This is a genomic window from Escherichia sp. Marseille-Q3837 (genome assembly GCF_916618735.1).
Classification (GTDB): Bacteria; Pseudomonadota; Gammaproteobacteria; order Enterobacterales; family Enterobacteriaceae; genus Escherichia; species Escherichia ruysiae.
In genome coordinates this window covers 2,756,766-2,773,348 of the sequence record NZ_CAKAKC010000001.1, presented here as the reverse complement: position 1 = coordinate 2,773,348, position 16,583 = coordinate 2,756,766, and the positions used below count along the sequence as shown (strand labels likewise).

General features: G+C 49.2%; 27 protein-coding genes and 2 tRNA genes. 2 read left to right on the top strand and 27 right to left on the bottom strand.

All coding sequences use genetic code 11. The features are described from left to right. Positions 1–18 precede the first annotated feature (18 nt). The 27 genes from LG381_RS13115 to LG381_RS12985 form a co-directional block, all read right to left on the bottom strand. Positions 19–1,314, bottom strand: a complete 1,296-nt coding sequence (locus LG381_RS13115) for a P22 phage major capsid protein family protein (protein WP_225762517.1) — start codon at positions 1,312–1,314, stop codon at positions 19–21. Beyond that, positions 1,314–2,225: a scaffolding protein gene (locus LG381_RS13110; protein ID WP_021560245.1), complete on the bottom strand. Its 912-nt coding sequence runs from the start codon at positions 2,223–2,225 to the stop codon at positions 1,314–1,316. The genes LG381_RS13115 and LG381_RS13110 overlap by 1 nt, the downstream gene beginning before the upstream one ends. A gap of 13 nt (positions 2,226–2,238) precedes the next feature. Beyond that, positions 2,239–4,404 (bottom strand): portal protein, encoded by a 2,166-nt coding sequence (locus LG381_RS13105; RefSeq protein WP_021560246.1) that lies wholly within the window; start codon positions 4,402–4,404, stop codon positions 2,239–2,241. Then, positions 4,405–5,904, bottom strand: coding sequence for a terminase family protein (locus tag LG381_RS13100; RefSeq protein WP_021560247.1), 1,500 nt, complete (start codon positions 5,902–5,904; stop codon positions 4,405–4,407). It abuts the gene before it with no gap. Continuing rightward, positions 5,882–6,370, bottom strand: coding sequence for a DNA-packaging protein (locus LG381_RS13095; protein ID WP_000729922.1), 489 nt, complete (start codon positions 6,368–6,370; stop codon positions 5,882–5,884). Before LG381_RS13095 ends, LG381_RS13100 begins: the two co-directional genes overlap by 23 nt. Positions 6,371–6,393: 23 nt before the next feature. Beyond that, complete coding sequence (locus tag LG381_RS13090) at positions 6,394–6,573, bottom strand: hypothetical protein (RefSeq protein WP_015966864.1); 180 nt, start codon at positions 6,571–6,573, stop codon at positions 6,394–6,396. Position 6,574: 1 nt separating this feature from the next. Continuing rightward, a complete protein-coding gene (locus LG381_RS13085) occupies positions 6,575–6,817 on the bottom strand; it encodes a DUF2560 family protein (RefSeq protein WP_016242494.1) in 243 nt (80 codons plus the stop codon). Between the two features lie 227 nt (positions 6,818–7,044). Beyond that, positions 7,045–7,587 carry a Rha family transcriptional regulator gene (locus tag LG381_RS13080; protein WP_001531189.1) on the bottom strand — a complete coding sequence of 181 codons (543 nt, stop codon included), beginning with the start codon at positions 7,585–7,587 and terminating at the stop codon, positions 7,045–7,047. A gap of 202 nt (positions 7,588–7,789) precedes the next feature. Continuing rightward, a complete protein-coding gene (locus tag LG381_RS13075; protein WP_192521137.1) occupies positions 7,790–8,227 on the bottom strand; it encodes a lysis protein in 438 nt (145 codons plus the stop codon). After that, positions 8,224–8,721 carry a lysozyme RrrD gene (gene rrrD / locus LG381_RS13070; protein WP_021572769.1) on the bottom strand — a complete coding sequence of 166 codons (498 nt, stop codon included), beginning with the start codon at positions 8,719–8,721 and terminating at the stop codon, positions 8,224–8,226. Before rrrD ends, LG381_RS13075 begins: the two co-directional genes overlap by 4 nt. Further along, positions 8,721–8,936: a class II holin family protein gene (locus LG381_RS13065; protein WP_000839574.1), complete on the bottom strand. Its 216-nt coding sequence runs from the start codon at positions 8,934–8,936 to the stop codon at positions 8,721–8,723. The genes rrrD and LG381_RS13065 overlap by 1 nt, the downstream gene beginning before the upstream one ends. Positions 8,937–9,054: 118 nt before the next feature. After that, positions 9,055–9,130: transfer RNA gene (locus tag LG381_RS13060), tRNA-Thr, on the bottom strand. A gap of 5 nt (positions 9,131–9,135) precedes the next feature. Further along, positions 9,136–9,210 (bottom strand) — tRNA-Asn (locus LG381_RS13055). 91 nt (positions 9,211–9,301) lie between these two features. Next, positions 9,302–9,790 (bottom strand): antiterminator Q family protein, encoded by a 489-nt coding sequence (locus tag LG381_RS13050; RefSeq protein ID WP_000512806.1) that lies wholly within the window; start codon positions 9,788–9,790, stop codon positions 9,302–9,304. Further along, complete coding sequence (locus LG381_RS13045) at positions 9,781–10,452, bottom strand: serine/threonine protein phosphatase (RefSeq protein ID WP_096216536.1); 672 nt, start codon at positions 10,450–10,452, stop codon at positions 9,781–9,783. The genes LG381_RS13050 and LG381_RS13045 overlap by 10 nt, the downstream gene beginning before the upstream one ends. Then, positions 10,449–11,060, bottom strand: a complete 612-nt coding sequence (locus LG381_RS13040; RefSeq protein ID WP_021552626.1) for a recombination protein NinG — start codon at positions 11,058–11,060, stop codon at positions 10,449–10,451. Before LG381_RS13040 ends, LG381_RS13045 begins: the two co-directional genes overlap by 4 nt. Next, positions 11,053–11,223: a protein NinF gene (locus LG381_RS13035; RefSeq protein ID WP_000567007.1), complete on the bottom strand. Its 171-nt coding sequence runs from the start codon at positions 11,221–11,223 to the stop codon at positions 11,053–11,055. Before LG381_RS13035 ends, LG381_RS13040 begins: the two co-directional genes overlap by 8 nt. Next, complete coding sequence (locus tag LG381_RS13030) at positions 11,220–11,402, bottom strand: NinE family protein (protein WP_016063117.1); 183 nt, start codon at positions 11,400–11,402, stop codon at positions 11,220–11,222. The genes LG381_RS13035 and LG381_RS13030 overlap by 4 nt, the downstream gene beginning before the upstream one ends. Beyond that, positions 11,399–11,926: a phage N-6-adenine-methyltransferase gene (locus LG381_RS13025; RefSeq protein WP_000153280.1), complete on the bottom strand. Its 528-nt coding sequence runs from the start codon at positions 11,924–11,926 to the stop codon at positions 11,399–11,401. The genes LG381_RS13030 and LG381_RS13025 overlap by 4 nt, the downstream gene beginning before the upstream one ends. Next, positions 11,923–12,369, bottom strand: a complete 447-nt coding sequence (locus LG381_RS13020) for a recombination protein NinB (RefSeq protein ID WP_111981937.1) — start codon at positions 12,367–12,369, stop codon at positions 11,923–11,925. Before LG381_RS13020 ends, LG381_RS13025 begins: the two co-directional genes overlap by 4 nt. 33 nt (positions 12,370–12,402) lie before the next feature. After that, positions 12,403–12,558: a hypothetical protein gene (locus LG381_RS13015; protein WP_165370864.1), complete on the bottom strand. Its 156-nt coding sequence runs from the start codon at positions 12,556–12,558 to the stop codon at positions 12,403–12,405. A gap of 10 nt (positions 12,559–12,568) precedes the next feature. Beyond that, positions 12,569–12,784, bottom strand: a complete 216-nt coding sequence (locus tag LG381_RS13010) for a hypothetical protein (RefSeq protein WP_063091162.1) — start codon at positions 12,782–12,784, stop codon at positions 12,569–12,571. Positions 12,785–12,869: 85 nt separating this feature from the next. Then, positions 12,870–13,160, bottom strand: coding sequence for a hypothetical protein (locus LG381_RS13005; RefSeq protein WP_000145937.1), 291 nt, complete (start codon positions 13,158–13,160; stop codon positions 12,870–12,872). Beyond that, positions 13,157–13,858, bottom strand: coding sequence for a replication protein P (locus LG381_RS13000; RefSeq protein WP_000788877.1), 702 nt, complete (start codon positions 13,856–13,858; stop codon positions 13,157–13,159). The genes LG381_RS13005 and LG381_RS13000 overlap by 4 nt, the downstream gene beginning before the upstream one ends. Next, positions 13,855–14,754, bottom strand: coding sequence for a replication protein (locus LG381_RS12995; protein WP_225762516.1), 900 nt, complete (start codon positions 14,752–14,754; stop codon positions 13,855–13,857). Before LG381_RS12995 ends, LG381_RS13000 begins: the two co-directional genes overlap by 4 nt. A gap of 32 nt (positions 14,755–14,786) precedes the next feature. Continuing rightward, a complete protein-coding gene (locus LG381_RS12990; RefSeq protein ID WP_000035951.1) occupies positions 14,787–15,086 on the bottom strand; it encodes a CII family transcriptional regulator in 300 nt (99 codons plus the stop codon). A 117-nt stretch (positions 15,087–15,203) separates the two neighbouring features. Next, entirely contained in the window at positions 15,204–15,422 is a 219-nt protein-coding gene (locus LG381_RS12985) for a helix-turn-helix transcriptional regulator (protein WP_001033078.1), read from the bottom strand. A gap of 108 nt (positions 15,423–15,530) precedes the next feature. Between LG381_RS12985 and LG381_RS12980 the strand changes: the two genes are divergently transcribed. Then, a complete protein-coding gene (locus LG381_RS12980) occupies positions 15,531–16,178 on the top strand; it encodes a LexA family transcriptional regulator (protein WP_001299796.1) in 648 nt (215 codons plus the stop codon). A gap of 122 nt (positions 16,179–16,300) precedes the next feature. Then, complete coding sequence (locus tag LG381_RS12975; protein WP_025760149.1) at positions 16,301–16,582, top strand: hypothetical protein; 282 nt, start codon at positions 16,301–16,303, stop codon at positions 16,580–16,582. Position 16,583: the final 1 nt, after the last annotated feature.

The following is a 16,583-nucleotide window of genomic DNA, read 5'->3' as shown; positions in this document are numbered from 1 at the left end:
CGAAGCTCCCTCTGGTTATCACGCGGTCTGATTAGGCAGACCAACACCAATTGCCTCTGGTCGTACAGCACATGCTGAATACCACACAGCAATACGGCACTTACCAGACAGAGTGTTGATATCACCCTGCGTTGCGAAGATGCCGTTAACACCAATACCAGGAATGCTGAAGGAAGACGTTTTCATGCCAGCAAACAGTTCATGGGTTACCGGGATCGGCTGAGACAGCAGACGGATTGAGTCATCAGCCCAGAACACGTTAGCGGTGGTTGTTGCCACGTTCAGAACGTTTACCGGAGTGGTATCAGCAAGAGAGGTGTTTACGTTAGCGTAAGCCTTCTCTTCTTTTGTCAGTGACGCGTCATCCAGCGCAATCGGCTTCGGCGTGATTTCGATGTGAGTACTATCGATCACTCGGGTGATTGAGAAAGTAGCATCATCAGTCAGCACGTTCTTCGCCATCTGAGATAGGAATTTCACACCAGTGAAGCTGATTTTGTCGCCGCGCTTAAATCCGGTGGTAGATGATACGGTCACCGTTGCAACACGGTTGTCGACGTTCTCTTTGTTACCATCGGTATCAAGGGTGTATGCCTGCGGCTTAAACTTCTGCGCACCAGAAACAGTTACACCAGTAGCGGTTGACTTGGTAACTGCCGGAAGTTTCGGTGAGCGAAGAATTTCATCAAAGCCAGCAATCTGACGCTGAATAGTACCGTTACGATACGCTTCTTCAGGAACGCGCCCAAAGATGTCACCATCTACCAGGTTGCGGCCTGCTTTGCGGTAATCGTCAGGGTTCAGGAAGTAACTGATGCCCATATCGCGGTTTAGCTCACGGGAGAACATCAGGCGCTCTGCATCAGACACAAAATCCCAGCCAGACAGGCCAGTAGATGGACCAATTGCGCGGGTATCGTGAACAACAAGCGAGCCCATTTCAGTTGCCTGTTTGGCAATCGCTGACTCAATGTTATTCGCCAGTTTTTTGGCGGATGCCTGGATGCGGCGACGGTAAGAACGCTCATCACGCAGGTCATCTGCACGAAGCTCGAAAAAATCGTTATCCGGGTCGCCCATGTTGCATTTCACGGAGAGTTCCAGAATCCCGGTTGCGTTGTCAGTTAAATCCCAGCCAGTCTGGGTTGGCGCTTCCTGCTCAACAGGCATCCACACGGTGTTGCTTGAACGCTGCATGGATTCTGCCGGAGGGGTGTATTTTGTCACTTTGGACGCCATTGGCGTCAGGTTCTGGACGGTTTCGATGATTTCATCCAGAGCATACGTGACCAGTTGACCTTCATTTAATGCCATTATCGAATTCCTTTATTCAGTTGCGCCTTGAGCTTGCGGTACGTCTCTACATCCCCTTTGTTTGCTGCCGCTTCCATCTGCTTTTCAATCGCAGAGATATTTGCAGCAACAGCGTGTCCCTGAATGGGTTCATCAGGTAACGGGGCTTCTGAAACAGGCTTGGCTCGAGGCTTGAGAGTTAAACGTTCTGACAGTCGAGTGAGTTCAATCAGCGCGGATTGCCCGTCCATCGCCAGCAACTGGCGTGTTTTCTCAGGATTAGCACCAAGGTGATACATGAGAGCAGCGGATTTCTCCGGGAAGAGACGCATGATATCGGCACCGACTGCTGGCGGCACCAGTTGCATGAATGCGTCCTCTTTCTCCTGATAGTCAGGGATATTGAGCTTTTCCGCTGCGTCGTAGTGCTTACGGGCTGCCTCGACGTATTGCGCTGATTGCTGGGTGAACTCCTGAGTTTTGCGGCCCTGCTCGGCGACAGCCTGGCTTCGTGCGTCCATAGCCTTGATCTGCCATTCACTGTTTGCCTGCTGGAAGGCAGCCAGTGCGCGGCTCTGGTCATAGTCGTACTTAGCCAGTGCGTCTTCGGAAAGATAATCGTTAGGGTCTGGTTGTTTTGGTAACTCAGGGTTCACCCGCAGGTGCTCCGGCAACTCTCCACGCTTAACCGCTTCCATCTGCTGCTCAAGCTCACGCTGGCGTTTGCGTTCGATGCGGCGACGGGCAAATTCAGCATTAGTTGCCGGGTCTTGTTTTGGTTTCTCATCGTCTTTCAGGACAATCTCGAAGCCTTCTTCCTGACCTGCGATGTCGTTGGCATTATCGACAACGAAGCCATCAGCAGATGCCGCTGCATGATTGCCGGGCAGGGTTAATTCTTCAGAAGCCTGAATGTCGGTGGTTTGGTCCATGGTTAACTCTCTCTTATTGAGGTGTCTCGGCTACTCCGCCGGAGGGGATTTGAACTTGACGCATAAGATTCGCGAAATCCATGCGTTGTGAATGAGTCTGGTCTGCATCTTTAAGAAGCAGCTCAGCGTTAGCACGAGCATCTTTGCTGCGCTGTTGCTGGAATTGACCTACGAGCTTGAGGTACTCACGCAGTTCTGCCTGCTTGTCGAGGTCCATATTGTTGAAGATTTCCGCAATCTTCGCGGCGTTGAGTTGGTTTTGTGCTTCAACCTTGGCAGCTTCAACCTGAATCTGCGCCTGTTGGTTCTCTGCCTTGAGCAATTCAGCCTGACCTTGCAGAAGGATACCCTGCGCCTGAATTTGCTCTGCTGATGGCTGCTGCGGCTGCTGTTGAGCCTGCTGTACCATCTCCATCTCTTCAGGTGTTTCTGGTTTCTTCAGCCCCATCATCACCAGTTGCTTGTTCGCGTACTCTCGCATCATCTCGACGCCTTTACCGTCAAGCAGCGTGAAGTATTGCAGCATCAGCATCTGGAACTCTGGAGTACCTTGTGGAACCTTGGTGAGTAACTCCTGAATCTCTGCGCGGTTCTGTTCCTTCATACTCTGGAAGGATGGTCCAACATCTGTATAGCACTCATAGCGACCGCGAATGTCGTTGAGTGTGACCACATTACCGGACTGGTAATCTACAACTTGCGCGTAGAGTTGAACGTCTTTCTCGCTTCCGTCTTCAAGAGTCAGCGTTACATGGCGAGGAACGTCATAAATATCGTTGACCATTGAGGCATAAATCTCGCCATCACGTCGCATTGCGGTAGCCAGGTTATCCTGAAACACGTATGTCTCAAGGTCTGCCCGCATGTTCAGTTGATTGACGGTATCGAAAGCGACCTGACCATTTGCCGCCTGCGCATCAACGCCAAGACTAGCCACCTCTTTCACTGCGTTGGTGGCAGCCTCAAGCATGTAAGCGTTGGCTTGCGGCACTTCAGGGTTTTCCATGTAGGAGATTGGACCAATCGGCAGGTCGTTACCGTTTTCATCGGTCTTGTTCTGCAGATAGTACGGATAGTCATCATTTCCACCGTACATGTATTCGTAGCCTTCGATTTGCTCAGGGAAGAAGATCGGTTTCTTCTTCGGTGAACGAGCAACAATATCGGCGTTGAATGACATGATCATGTTACGAAGGCGCTGACCGTCTTTCGTCAGCCTTACCACTCCTTCGTAGCACTCCTTGTCACCAGCGAATGACCATTCGCCATACACTGGAACGATTGGAATATGCTCTCCGGCTATCTTCTCGCGGTCTTTCAGTATCTGCGTGCAAGTGATGATCGACTTATACACACGCCGACGCTTCACCTTGCGCTCTGCTACCTTAATGAATCCACGATTAGCCAGGTCGTCGATGACGTCTTTGATATCTTGCTGGTAATAGCTGACCGGCTCACCTGTCAGCGGGTCGCGGTAGATGAAGACCTTCTCTTTCTTCTCTTCGACCTCGTAATACTCAGCGACGTAGACGACATCATTCGATACCCACGGAAACAGCCATGTATCGTTCGGATTCTGGAAAGATGGCAGCGTGTCAGGATCAATACCGTAATCCTCTGCGAACTCTTTCCAGCCATTACGTGACAAAGCGTTAATCACCGTGCAGTGCTTAGCGTCGCTCTTATCCATCTGCTTGCTGTTTGCGTCCCATATGACGTGTGAGCAGGCCTCATGGATTGGCAGGCGTCGGATTACCTGATTGTTGCTTGTTGGATCGTTGTCTTCGTACTGCGTGACCAGACGCCATGCACCAACGCCGGACTCTATCTGCTCACGAACGCCAACGTTAACGGCAATTTTTGCCGTGTTATGGCGCATATCAGTACGATACATCCCCATCAGCACATCGGCAGCATCAGGATTAGCACCGTCTTTTGGTCGGAAGAGAACGTCGATAGGGTTCCGGCGCATCTCTGCGACCAACTTCCTGACAACCGGGCGGACAACATCGAATTGTCCGCGATACTGCAGGGTGGTGTAGTTTGATAGCCAGTCATCCCATTGCGACACTCGGCTAAAATACAGGTCATTTGTCGCCTCGGTTCTGGCTTCATCGCTCGCCATCCAGTCTGCGTCAAACTTACACAGAATGGAATTGAGTCTGTTTTCGTCGGCCATTTAAGTTCTCCGTGCGATGGGCCTGATTGGGGCTGGTATCTTTTTCTCTTTTGGTTTTTTGATGTCGCGCATCATTTTTGCGAAGCGGCGCATCATGTATGCATAGCGAACGGCGGATAGCACGTCGTCGTTAAGCTTGACGATCTTCCCGTTTTCATCACGGTGATAGAGGCGGAACTCCTCAAAGAATGGCTCACAGGTGTTGAATACTTTGAAGCGACCATCGAGCATCATGTCTCGCAATTCAGTGATGCCAGGCTCAACAGCATTACCGCCATCAGGCCATGTCGCATGCTCCTGCAACATCATAAATCCAGCGTCTGCATACTGCCCTTTGAGCTGCTCACCACCGCCCTTCTCATGCTGGTTTCCGTCATGAGGCCATGCGGTTGGCACTTTATGCGCCCATGATTTAACAGCTCCCCACGCCTGAACGGCTGTCTTTTCTTTCGCCTTCCACACGCGTGAAACGTATATTGTGTCTGCGTCCTTATCCCACCAAAGCTGAACCTGCGCCTGCGGGTGATCCCATCCGAAATCCATCCCGCCAATTACGTAGAAGTGATCAGGGCACTCAAACGGCTGACACTTAATCGTCTCTTCCGGTATCTGGAAGATTCGCCCGCTACCCATCGTAGGAATACCGCGAGCACGCGCCTCTCTCTCATGCTCAGGATAGGATGCGATGATTTGCTCTTTCTGCTCGTCGGTGTAGTGCTCAGCGTCATAGATGGTCATGTTGACCACTTTCTGCGACTTGCTGGGATTCTTCAGGAACTTGGTAACAACGTCAGACATCCCCATCAGCGGGGTAAACGTCAGAATTGAGAATTGCCCGTATTTGTTGGTACGGGTAAGACCTTCGCCATAAATGCTGTATGGTGGCTCTTCGTCAAACCACACGCCGTGGATTGTGTCACCCTGCCAGCGAGCACGGCCTTGCGAGTATGGCTTGAAGTAGCAGATTGAAATGCCATCTTCAACGCCATCAGCCGTGTGATGCTTAACCAGAAGATGATCAACAAGGTTCGGAAAGAAAGGAGACTTCTTCCAGCTAATGATGTCCTCTTTCGGTATTGAACCGTAGCCCGGTTCATCATTCTCTTCAATACGACCGCACAGGATGCGTTGAGTCGTTTTGGTTACCGTCTCGTTTGTCTCGCCGCCAATCCAGAAGACAACAGGCTCATAGAAACGCTTACCTTTCCACTCACCGCCATATTTACCATCAGCAGGATAGCCTTTTGTGCCCGGATAACGCCCTGTAAGGTGAAACGCGACTTCAGCAGCACCAGTAAATGACTTACCAAGCTGGTTACCAGCCATAAAACATCGCTCTGGATAGTCATGTCCGGCGTCGATGAACTCACGCTGTTTGCTGTATGGCGTAAATTCATATAGCAGGTGTGTGTTCCGGTAGTTATCTTCTTCTTCGAGTAGCTCGAGCAATTCGATTTGCTCTTCGTCGCTCAGGTTATCAAGAATCGCGTCCAGTTCCACGGTTGAATAGCTCCTTGATACGAGAGCGCCGCTTATCGCGATCTCCCTTATCAGGTGTCACGTCTTCAACTTGCGACTGCTCTTTGAGGCCCAAATCACGGGCGATGATGTTAGCGTTGAGAAGGTCAGCGGCAGCGCCAGAGAATTTCTGGTCGTAGATGACCTGTTCTGCTCGCGTAACGACTTCAGATAAATCTTCTCGCAGGCGATATGTGCGCCATGTTTCAAGCGTCACATCAATGAACAGAGTGAGGCCGGTAATGGTCATCGCTCGCATCTTGGCGATAGGCTCTTGTATCACTTCACCCTGATACGAGAACGCCTTCATCTCCCATAGCGGGTTAGCTTCCACCCACTCGAAGTATTCACAACAAGCAGCCCACAGCGCCTCAGGCGATTCGAATTTAGGGTTTCGCCCATGACTACTGCGGGCCTCCCAAAATCGGTTGCCCTTTGGTGCTGCCATATTCATCTCACTTAGTTGTCATTTCAGGTTGAGGACTCTTTCGCGCCTTCAATCAGTGACTGCTTCAGCAATTCGAGTGTGCCAATCGCCTCACATAAACTGATTTCACCATCGTAATCATGAATGACGCTTTCCAGCCGCTCATATAGCTCTTGAGTAATTGGGAATTTCTTCTCCTTACCCAAATTGATTACGCGGCTCACATCATGTTCCGGTAGTGAACAGGTCTAACGCTTCCTTCGATTTACGCACCGCTTCGATTGTGCGGGTCGTGATATCTGAATTAGCGCCGCCTGACTGGAAGTGAATTTTGAATAGCTCAAGCTTCAGCTCGTCAGTACCAATGAATTGAAATGCTTCCTCGGCTGCTGCGTTCTGGTTCATGACCAGTTTATAAATCTCTAACTGGAATTTCTGTTCTTCAGTCATGGGAATAATCTCTGCTATTGTTGGCTCCGTTTATCCGTTAAAAGGGATGTCAGTTAAGTTATCCCGTGTAGGGTATAAGCCATTGTCGAGACCACTCATTGAATGGCCTCTGCAATAACCGATGTCTTTCCATCAGTCCGCCACCACAAAGAATCTTTTTTGCCATAAGGCAGGAGGTTCATCTTTCAGTGGCTGCCAGTGTTATTTCCCCACTTACTGGCTTGGGTTGCTTCGTGGTACTGCTGTTAATTAGTGAGTCCGGGGATTACGGTTTGCCCGTGCTGTTCAAGGCGTTCAATTCTCGCCATTAGCTGAGGCTTCTTAATTTTTCCCCAGCGATTAAGCAGGCGACCTGACATGCTGGCAACATCCTTCTCTTTCATGTACTCCAGCATTACGGCATTTCTCTCTTCTTCAAATTGACGATGACCAACCTGAAGCATGGCGTACATCCAGTTGAATGCGTTGATGTAAGCAATTTTGATACGCATTGCTTCTTTTTTGGTGTAGGACATAACCAAAAGCATCAACCCATCCTTACGTAGCCGATAGAATTTTTGTGGCTTACCATTCTGTAACTCATTGTTTTTATAGCAAACCTCAAAATTGAGTTTTGTATCAAACTCTTCAGGACAAGCAGCGATAGTTCTTTCTACATCACGCACAACGTTGTCATGTCGCTTACGAAATGCTTTCGCCACCATAAATGAATCGGTGACAGGGTCATTGTTGGTAATAAAAACCAGTTCTTTGAAATCAATGCCGTCAACGATAGTTGGATAATTCATCGGTAATTACCTTTTAGTGATGAACCTTGTCACACAGGATTCCGGCCCACAGAAAGGCACCGATTACCAAACCGGCATCCTCAAGGGTCATCCTGAAAGGTTCTGTGTTCATAAGTCGCGCGTGTGAAGCGCGTTTACTGCGGACATAAAAAAGCCCCGCATCGCGAGGCTCATTAAATGGACTTTGTGATTTGCAAAAAAATTATTTCAAGCACTGAGTCCTGATGTACTCCTGCAGGTAGTTAACCTGCGCGGTTATCTTGTCGATTCCACTTCGGAGACGGTAATAATTGAGTTCAGCATCTGCTGTAAGTCTTGGGCTTTCTCCATCGCCCATGCTGCTGGCTCCGGTCGTTGACTTTGCACAGGTGGCGGCGACTTGCAGGCGCTTACGACCAGCAGAAACATCAGCACGGAGACTTTCGATAGTCGCGTTAGCATCAGCAAGCTCCTTTGTGTATCTGGCGTCAAGTTCTGCTACATCACGTTGACGCTTCTGCATGTCAGCGATTGTGGATGCGGCCTTATCGCGCTGCTCTTTGTAGGCGATGGCGTTATCACGGTAATGATTAACAGCCCATGACAGGCAGACGATGATGCTGATAATCAGAGCGGAGATAATCGCGGTTAACCTGCTCATTGCTGCCCCCACAAACAGACTTCACGCTCAATATCACGACGGGTCATCAGCCCTTTCCATTGCTTACCGCCAGCGTATGTCCAGCGACGTAGCTGGTCACACGCACCTTTGATATCACCCTGGTTGATTTTGCGAAGAAGCGTCGATGTTCTGAAATTGCCTGCACCCACGTTGTAAACGAACGAGTAAAGAGCGCCGCGCGTTGTTTCCGGTATATCGACTTTGATGTACGGGTTAATTTGTCTGGCGACCGTGGCAAGGTCTTTATTCAGGAGGGCTTTGCATTCTGCTTCGGTATACGTTTTACCGGGAATGATGTCTTTTCCTGTATGCCCGTAACATACAGTCCATACACCAACTATGTCTTTGTAAGGATTATGTCTCACACCTTCCAGACCATCGTTACCACTTGGGCCAGTGATTAGCACTGATGCTATAGCAATAGCCCCGCCACCAATAGCAGCTGCAACAGCTTTTCGTAATGATGGAGGCATTATTCACCTCTCGCAGCCTTTCTTCTGTCTTCTCTGATTTTGAAGTACAGATTTGTCAGATAGGTGAGAAAGCCCAACACAAGGCTTCCAAGCACTCCAATCGCAGCCCACTGTGATGGACTGACCTGATCCAACCACTGTAAAAACCAGTATCCCGCACTACCAGCGGATGTTCCGTAGGCAATGCCAGTTGAGATTTTGTCCATTGATTTCATAGCAACGCCTCCGCCAGTAACGGATTGCGTAGTTCTTATATTGGGAAGGGGAAAAAAGAAGGCCGCAGCATAACTATCACTGATGAATTCAGAATAGCCAGTGGCTACGGCTCAGTTATGGTGCTGGTTAACGGACTTGAACCGCTACCCATTCGCTTACAAGGCGACTGCTCTACCATTGGAGCTAAACCAGCATATTTGGCGGGACAGCGTGGACTCGAACCACGATAAGAAGGTTAACAGCCTTCCGTAATGACCTTTATGCGACTGACCCAAATAAAAAAAGCCACCGTTGCAACTTAAGAGTCACTAACGGCAGCTTATGCCAATAGTGTTGCTCATTTGCTCAATGATGTCAACACGTTCTATGCTACATGTTTAATTTTCTCTACACGTTTCCGATTTTTAAACGCACTATCCAGAACCGGGTAAATCATAAACAACGAGGCATTAAGGATTTCGTCAACTTCCCGTCGACAGGTTGCGAGCGATGGTTTTTGAATGCGCCCGCCGCCACGGCATAACATCTTGCGAGGTCTTGCGACGCGATGATAGTAAGATGCAATGGCGTGCTTGGAAGAGCCATGAGCGTAGTAGCTGAGGAGGATTCCAAAGGCTTTCTTGTCAATGTACATGACGGAATCGACGACCTGAGAAATCAACATTCCATCATCATCATTACACATTGGCCTTGTCATAACTCTTCCCGGCTCTACGCTCTCCATGAACTTCGCTATTACGCTGCTCATGCGCTTTTCCAGACGACCTGAATAAACCCATGCGCCCCACAGTTCAAGCCAGCCATTCAGCCACTCATGCTGTTCTTTGGTGAGGTTTAGTTCTCTTATGCCCACGCGCCTTCTCCCTGTACCTGAATCAATGTGAGATTTCCGCAGAACACTGCCCCAGTATCGATATACATCTGGTTGGCAAATTTGAGTGGTTTCACTGCTGGCGTATGACCAAAGATAAACGTGTCCGCGCCTTTAATTTCTTTCACGATCCCGTCTTGTGAGTTGCTGATTCGTTCGCGGTTCCAGATTACCTGCTGATGATCAACTGGCTTTCCAAATTTGTATTCGTCACAAGGATAATCGGCGTGGCAGATGACATATTTTTTACCTTTACTCACCAGTTCGATGATTAACGGAAGTTCTTCTGCTTTATGGGCAAGAGCTTTAGCCAGAATTTCTTTGTCGTAATCGAGATTAAAGAACCAGCCACCGCCATTAAGCAGCCAGTGATTAACGTTTCCACGCTCTGATAAGCCATCAATCATCATTTGCTCATGGTTTCCACGTACAGCTCTGAACCAGGGGAATGTGATTAATTCCAGGCATTCAACGTTCTCTGCACCACGATCAACCAAATCGCCCACCGAGATAAGCAGGTCTTTTTTGTTGTCGAATCCAATCGTATCCAGTTTGTTCATCAGGTTCGTGTAGCATCCGTGCAGATCGCCAACTACCCAAATATTTCGGTATTTGCTGCCATCAATTCTTTCGTAGATATTCATGCAGCCTCACTTCTGCTGTTTCGCAGTTTTTTAAGTTTCTGTTGATACTCCGCCTTGATGGTCCTGCACTCTTCGACAGTCCAGCGATGGCGGTTATGGTTTGATTCGATTTCGTCTACTGCTTCCTGCCCGATGCGGTTAATCAGTTCGACGCGATACGGAACGAGATTTCCGCTTTTATGTTGGTTGCACACCACGCATTGCTTGTGAATATTGCGTTCATCAAATCGGAGTTGAGGCGCCGCAGCAGTTGTCCGGTAATGCCCGGCATCCCACTGAGCAGACGTGAGCGTTCCGCACGAGATACATGGTAAGTCGCGGTCTCTTTCTCTGATGAAGGCGTTTACGGCTTGTTGGGCTTGTTTAATCCAGTAACTGCGGGGCTTTAAGGCGAGTTTTCGAATCTTAAGTTTATCTTTCTGTTTCTGCTCCTCTCGTCGTCGTTTCTTCTCTGCTGCCTTTTCCGCTTTTTCGCGTTCTTTGCTTCGTCGTTCGAGTGCTATCTTGGTTCCACACTCTGGAGAGCACCACCACTGATTGGCGAATGCAGGGTGAAACCATTCCCGACATTCATCGTTTTTACATCGTCTTCGCGCTGGTTTAGCCATCGTCTTCTTCCTCGTGCATCGAGCTATTCGGATCGCTCATCAGTTCTGCGCAGCAGTGCTCACACACGTGAACTTCCAGCACATGCAGCTTCTGACCGCAGTTAGCGCACGTTAAAGCTCGCTCGACACTTCCTTGTTCGTAACTTCGATTTTGGTCAATCACCTTGTTTTCCTCGCACGTTCTCTAAGCCACCGGATATCCCACAGGTGAGCCGTGTAGTTGAAGGTTTTTACGTCAGATTCTTTTGGGATTGGCTTGCGTTTATTTCTGGAGCGCTTCGTTGGAAGGTATTTGCAGTTTTCGCAGATGATGTCGGTGAAACTTCGTCGCTGTCGCCTCATGCCGCCCTCCTGACGCCCTGCCCGATCGCCATCAATGCCGCTTTGGATACGGTAGTAAACATCCGTCGAGGACTGATGAACGGTCGCCAAATCAGCAGCATGGAACCTTTGCTGTTTCCCTTCTTCTCCAGCCCTGTCGATGGTTCGATAAAATTAATCCGTCCATCAGTGATAATACGAACTTCGTCAACACTCTCCAGAGCCTTGCTGAACCATCCGACTGACATATCCTCTGGCACAAGCATCACTACCGTCTGTCGCTGTTGTATGCACTGCTCAGCGGCTTTTTCCACCCACGGCCTGATATTGCTGTACGGTGGGTTATTCCAGATTGCACCGTGGCTTACCCACTCAGAATTGAGCGCGTCGTCGGCCTCAGTTAGCCAGTGAGCACACAGAGCATTTTTGTCGCTCGCTGCCGAATCCAGCCAGAATCCAAACTCAATATCCAGTGCATCAAAAAGCCAAAGCGGCGTTTGCCAGCAGTCCTTGTCGTGTGCTGGCGTATTTGATTTGATAGTCATGCAGCTCTCCCTTTTCGTTGTGACCATTCATACTCTCGCCGGGAGTCATCACTCCACCGCACGTTGCGCTCTGAGCCGAACCAGAACATGATTTCGATAAGCTCAGTCATGCTGGCCTTTCGCATTTTGCTGGTACGCACGCCAAGCATGACAACGCCACCGTCGATACCAGGCGCACTTCTTTGCTCCATTTTTTTGGTCTTAAGCCACAGGGCAGTGAACAGGTCTTTCCAGTCCTCCGGCGCAAGTCTCTCTCCATGCCAAAGCACCTGACGCGATACGTCCTGCAATAACGCCCACATAAGGCGGTTTTGAGGATTGCTCCGCTTTGGTTCTCTAACGTGGACTTCGTGGGGTGACTTGTCGTCGATGGGTAGTGAGAGAATGACGTCTATGGCGTTATTTCTGATTGCTTCGTTGCGAAGTATGTATATTTGCTTCATTGTCACCTCAACTAACAAAACGCCACGCCATTTTTATAGGCTCCATCCATCCCGTTTTCTCTCACCAAAAATCTGCTTGCGGCATTCTTCCTGCTGTCGTCTCCATAGTTCCATCATGTCTGGCTGGTTCTTTTCTCGCATTTTTCGGATCTGCTCAAGGATGAACTCTATTTGCTGCTGATTTGTCACGCTCACTCCTTCACTTTAAATTCAGGTTCCGGATAATTCTGTTGCGCTGAAACTCATTGTTGAGTCTGAACAACCGCCGAAGAACACGGTCACGCGGATAGCGTCGTGCGGCAGGTGAATGCTCATACAACTCATCAAGCGGCAAACTTGACGATGAACGATACCGATACCAACGCACCAACTCTTCACGAAAATTAGCCCTGACAAGCTCAGCTATCGTACTCATTTCTTAAAGCCTCCAATTACTCTCCCCCAAATAAAAAGGCCTGCGATTACCAGCAGGCCTGTTATTAGCTCAGTGATGTAGATGGTCATCTTTTAACTCCATATACCGCCAATACCCGTTTCATCGCGGCACTCTGGCGACACTCCTTAAAAATCAGGTTCGTGCTCATCTTTCTTTCCCGTTCTTCCCTGGTAGCAAACCGGTAATACACCGTTCGCCAGACCTTACCTTCGATAACCAGAAGACCTGCCCGTGCCATTTTAGCCGCGGCCTGATTTATGCTGGTTACTGTTGCGCCTGTTAGCGCGGCAACGTCCGGCGCACAGAAGCTATTATGCGTCCCCAGGTAATGAATAATTGCCTCTTTGCCCGTCATACACTTGCTCCTTTCAGTCCGAACTTAGCTTTGATTTCTGCGATCTTCGCCAGAGCCTGTGCACGATTTAGAGGTCTACCGCCCATGACAGGAAGTTGTTTTACTGGTTCAGGGATCGCCTCACCACGGTTAATTCTCGCAGTCATATGGACAAGCTCATCTGCGGCCTTACGGCGTAATTCCGCATCAGTAAGCGCATTGGCCCGCATGTTCTGATACAGGTTGGTAACCAGCCAGTAGTGCGCGTTTGATTTCCACGGATAAGACTCCGCATCCGGATACAGGCCTCGCTTCCGGCAATACTCGTAAACCATATCAACCAGCTCGCTGACGTTTGGCAGTCCGGCGATAACGGATGCTTCTTCCCGGCACCATGCAACAAACTGCCCGGGTGATGGCAGAAATGGTCGATTCTGCCGACGGGCTACGCGCATTCCTGCGTTAACCTGTTCCATTGTGGTGATCCCGTTTTCCCGGAAAGCCAGAACCCACTGGCGGCGGATTTCGTTCAGTTCGTTCTGGTCACGGTTAGCCAGACTCGCCGGGAAAGTTGCCAGTAACTGGCTGAACACACCGTTGATGATCTGCGCTACCTGCTGTACCTGCGGCTTTTCGTCGTACTGTTCCGGCATGTTGTTGGCGATCCGACGCATCTGCTCACGGTCAAAGTTAACCATCTGTGCGGCGATGTTTTTCATAAATCCACCCCGTAAATCCAGTCAGTGTTTGTCAGGTCGAGTTTTGGTTTGCTGGCTGTCACGCCTGCCTGTTGCTTGTTACGGTTGATTTCGAGCTGGGTCCACTTGTCGCGGAGTTTGGCCGGGCTAAGCACGTTACCGGACCAGAAGTTGTCCTGGCATGCCCAGCGGAACAGCACGCACATGTCGCGGTGGTTACGTCCGTCACGTTCACGCATCAGGCGGATATCGTTAGCCCACCCTGCAAAATTCGGTTTTCTGGCTGATGGCGCGATGGTCTTCACCATGTCAAACATCCACTCTGCGGCGGTCAGGTCTTCTGCTGTCCCCCACTTGCTGCCGCTCTGAATTGCAGCATCCGGTTTAACCACAGAAAGATCGTTTTCTGGCTGGTCAGAGGATTCGCCAGAATTCTCGGACGAATAATCTTTTCTTTTTTCTTTTGTAATAGTGTCTTTTGTGTCCCCCTGTTTTGAGGGATAGTAATCCCCCAATTTGAGGGATGTTTTATCCCTCGTTTTAGGGGATTTTCCCTCGTTTTGAGGGATACACCATTCTGAGATGTTTTTATTTGGTCCAAACATGCCGCCTTGCTGCTTGATAATATTCATTCTGACGAGTTCTAACTTGGCTTCATTGCACCGTTTGACAGGTAACTTTGTAATCTCGCTAAGTTGAGAATCGGTGATTCTGTCCATTGGTTTATTCCACCCATAGGTTTTACGCAGAATGGCAAGCAGCACTTTAAACTGTCGCTTGGTCAGATCTGCGCCTGAATAAGCCTCAAGCAGCATATTTGATAGTCTGGCGTAACCATCATCGAGATCTGCCACATTACGCTCCTGTCCGGCAAAGTTACCTCTGCCGAAGTTGAGTATTTTTGCTGTATTTGTCATAATGACTCCTGTTGATAGATCCAGTAATGACCTCAGAATTCCATCTGGATTTGATTAGAACGCTCGGTCTTGCACACCGGGCGTTTTTTATTGGTGATTTCATCAAGCGCATACTTAAAAGCTCTGCTAATCGGACTGATGTCTGATGCCATGCCAAAAGCACACAAGACCGAAGCTATAAACCTCCAGTCCGTTCTGCTTATCTTCGATTCATGACAGCCAATCATCTTTGCCAGACCGCGCTGGGTAAGCGTTGACAGGTTGATGAGTAAATCAGTTTCAGCGCGATCAATTTCTCGCTGTGTTGGCTTGCTGTAGCTTGCTTGTGCCATTTGTTAATTTTCCTATATTGATATTGAGTTATAGCGGCAGACCCAATGGATTTGCCGCTGATGTTTGCTCACCCGGTTAGAGGTGAAAGGCCATGACTGTTAAAGAGCGGGTACTGCTTAGGCGGCTTTGTTACTGGATGGAGGGAAAACATCATCCAAAGAACATTGGCACCCTAACTTCCTGAGGCCTTCTACGATCATTCGGCAATCGTTAAGGCCAGGAGTACGGATATTCAGCTCATAGTTGGCGATGCGGGATTGCCCCCAACCAATTGCCGAAGCTAGTACAGCTTGCGAAACTCCGATTTTTTTTCGCTGCTGGGCAATTTTGTTCATTGCGGTCTCCCTAGCATTAATCACACACCCATTACACACAATTTGTGATTAACAGTCAACCTCAATTCGTGTACAGAGTTCAATCACGTTGCGTGTTACATTTAAGGGATGAAAACGATGCATGAAATTATCGGGGAAAGGATCAAGTCCCTTAGAGAAGCTAAAGGACTTAGCCAGGCTCAATTGGCCAAGCTTTGCGGCTGGGCTGCGCCTTCACGCCTGGGGAACTACGAGTTAGGAACAAGAAAGGTTAGCGCGGATGACGCGCTGGTTCTTGGGGCGGCACTCGGCGTATCTCCGGCAAAAATAATGTTTGGCGAGGATTCAGACGCCGTATTTCGCCAATATGAATACCCGTTATTTTCTTCAGTGCAGGCCGGGCCATTTTCGGAGGTGGGAAGCTACACAGCCAGCGATGCAAAGGCATGGGTCCCAACGACCACAAAAGCCAGCGAAAAAGCTTTCTGGCTTGAGGTGAAGGGGCATTCAATGACGGCGCCTCAGGGGGTTCGTCCAAGTTTTCCGGAAGGCATGCTGATACTCGTTGATCCGGCTGAGCCGGTAGAGTCTGGGGATTTCTGCGTGGCTTCTGCAAATGGTGATTCAGAGGCAACGTTCAAGAAGTATGAGAAGGATGCAGGGGTTAGTTACCTGGTACCTTTAAACCCGGCATATAGAACCCTGGATTGCGACCATAGCTGCCGCATCATAGGCAAGGTAGTTAAGGCGCAGTGGCCTGAAGAGACGTTTGGCTGATCGGCAAGGTGTTCTGGTCGGCGCATAGCTGGTAATCCAACTTTTCCCTGTTCTTTTTATGCAAATTAATCTAATGAAATTGAAAAGATTTTTACCTATTTTGTTGGTTCAGGAGAACATAAGTGAGCGATAAACAAGAAGTTGCCTTAGCACATATCAATGATGTGCTGGAGTCCAAAAATTATATTGAAACTAATGCTGATGGGGTTGTAACCATCGGAACGGATAACAATGGCTACGAAGTTTTTAACTTCGTTTTTCTCAATAGCACCCCTGTCATCGGCCATATGAATGGCGAAATCGCAGTGGCAGGAATGCAGCGCACTAAGGTTGCGTCCGTGACTTTAAGTAAACAGAAGGCCTTCGATTTCTATCAGTCCTTGAAAAGCATGTTCGAGGAATAAA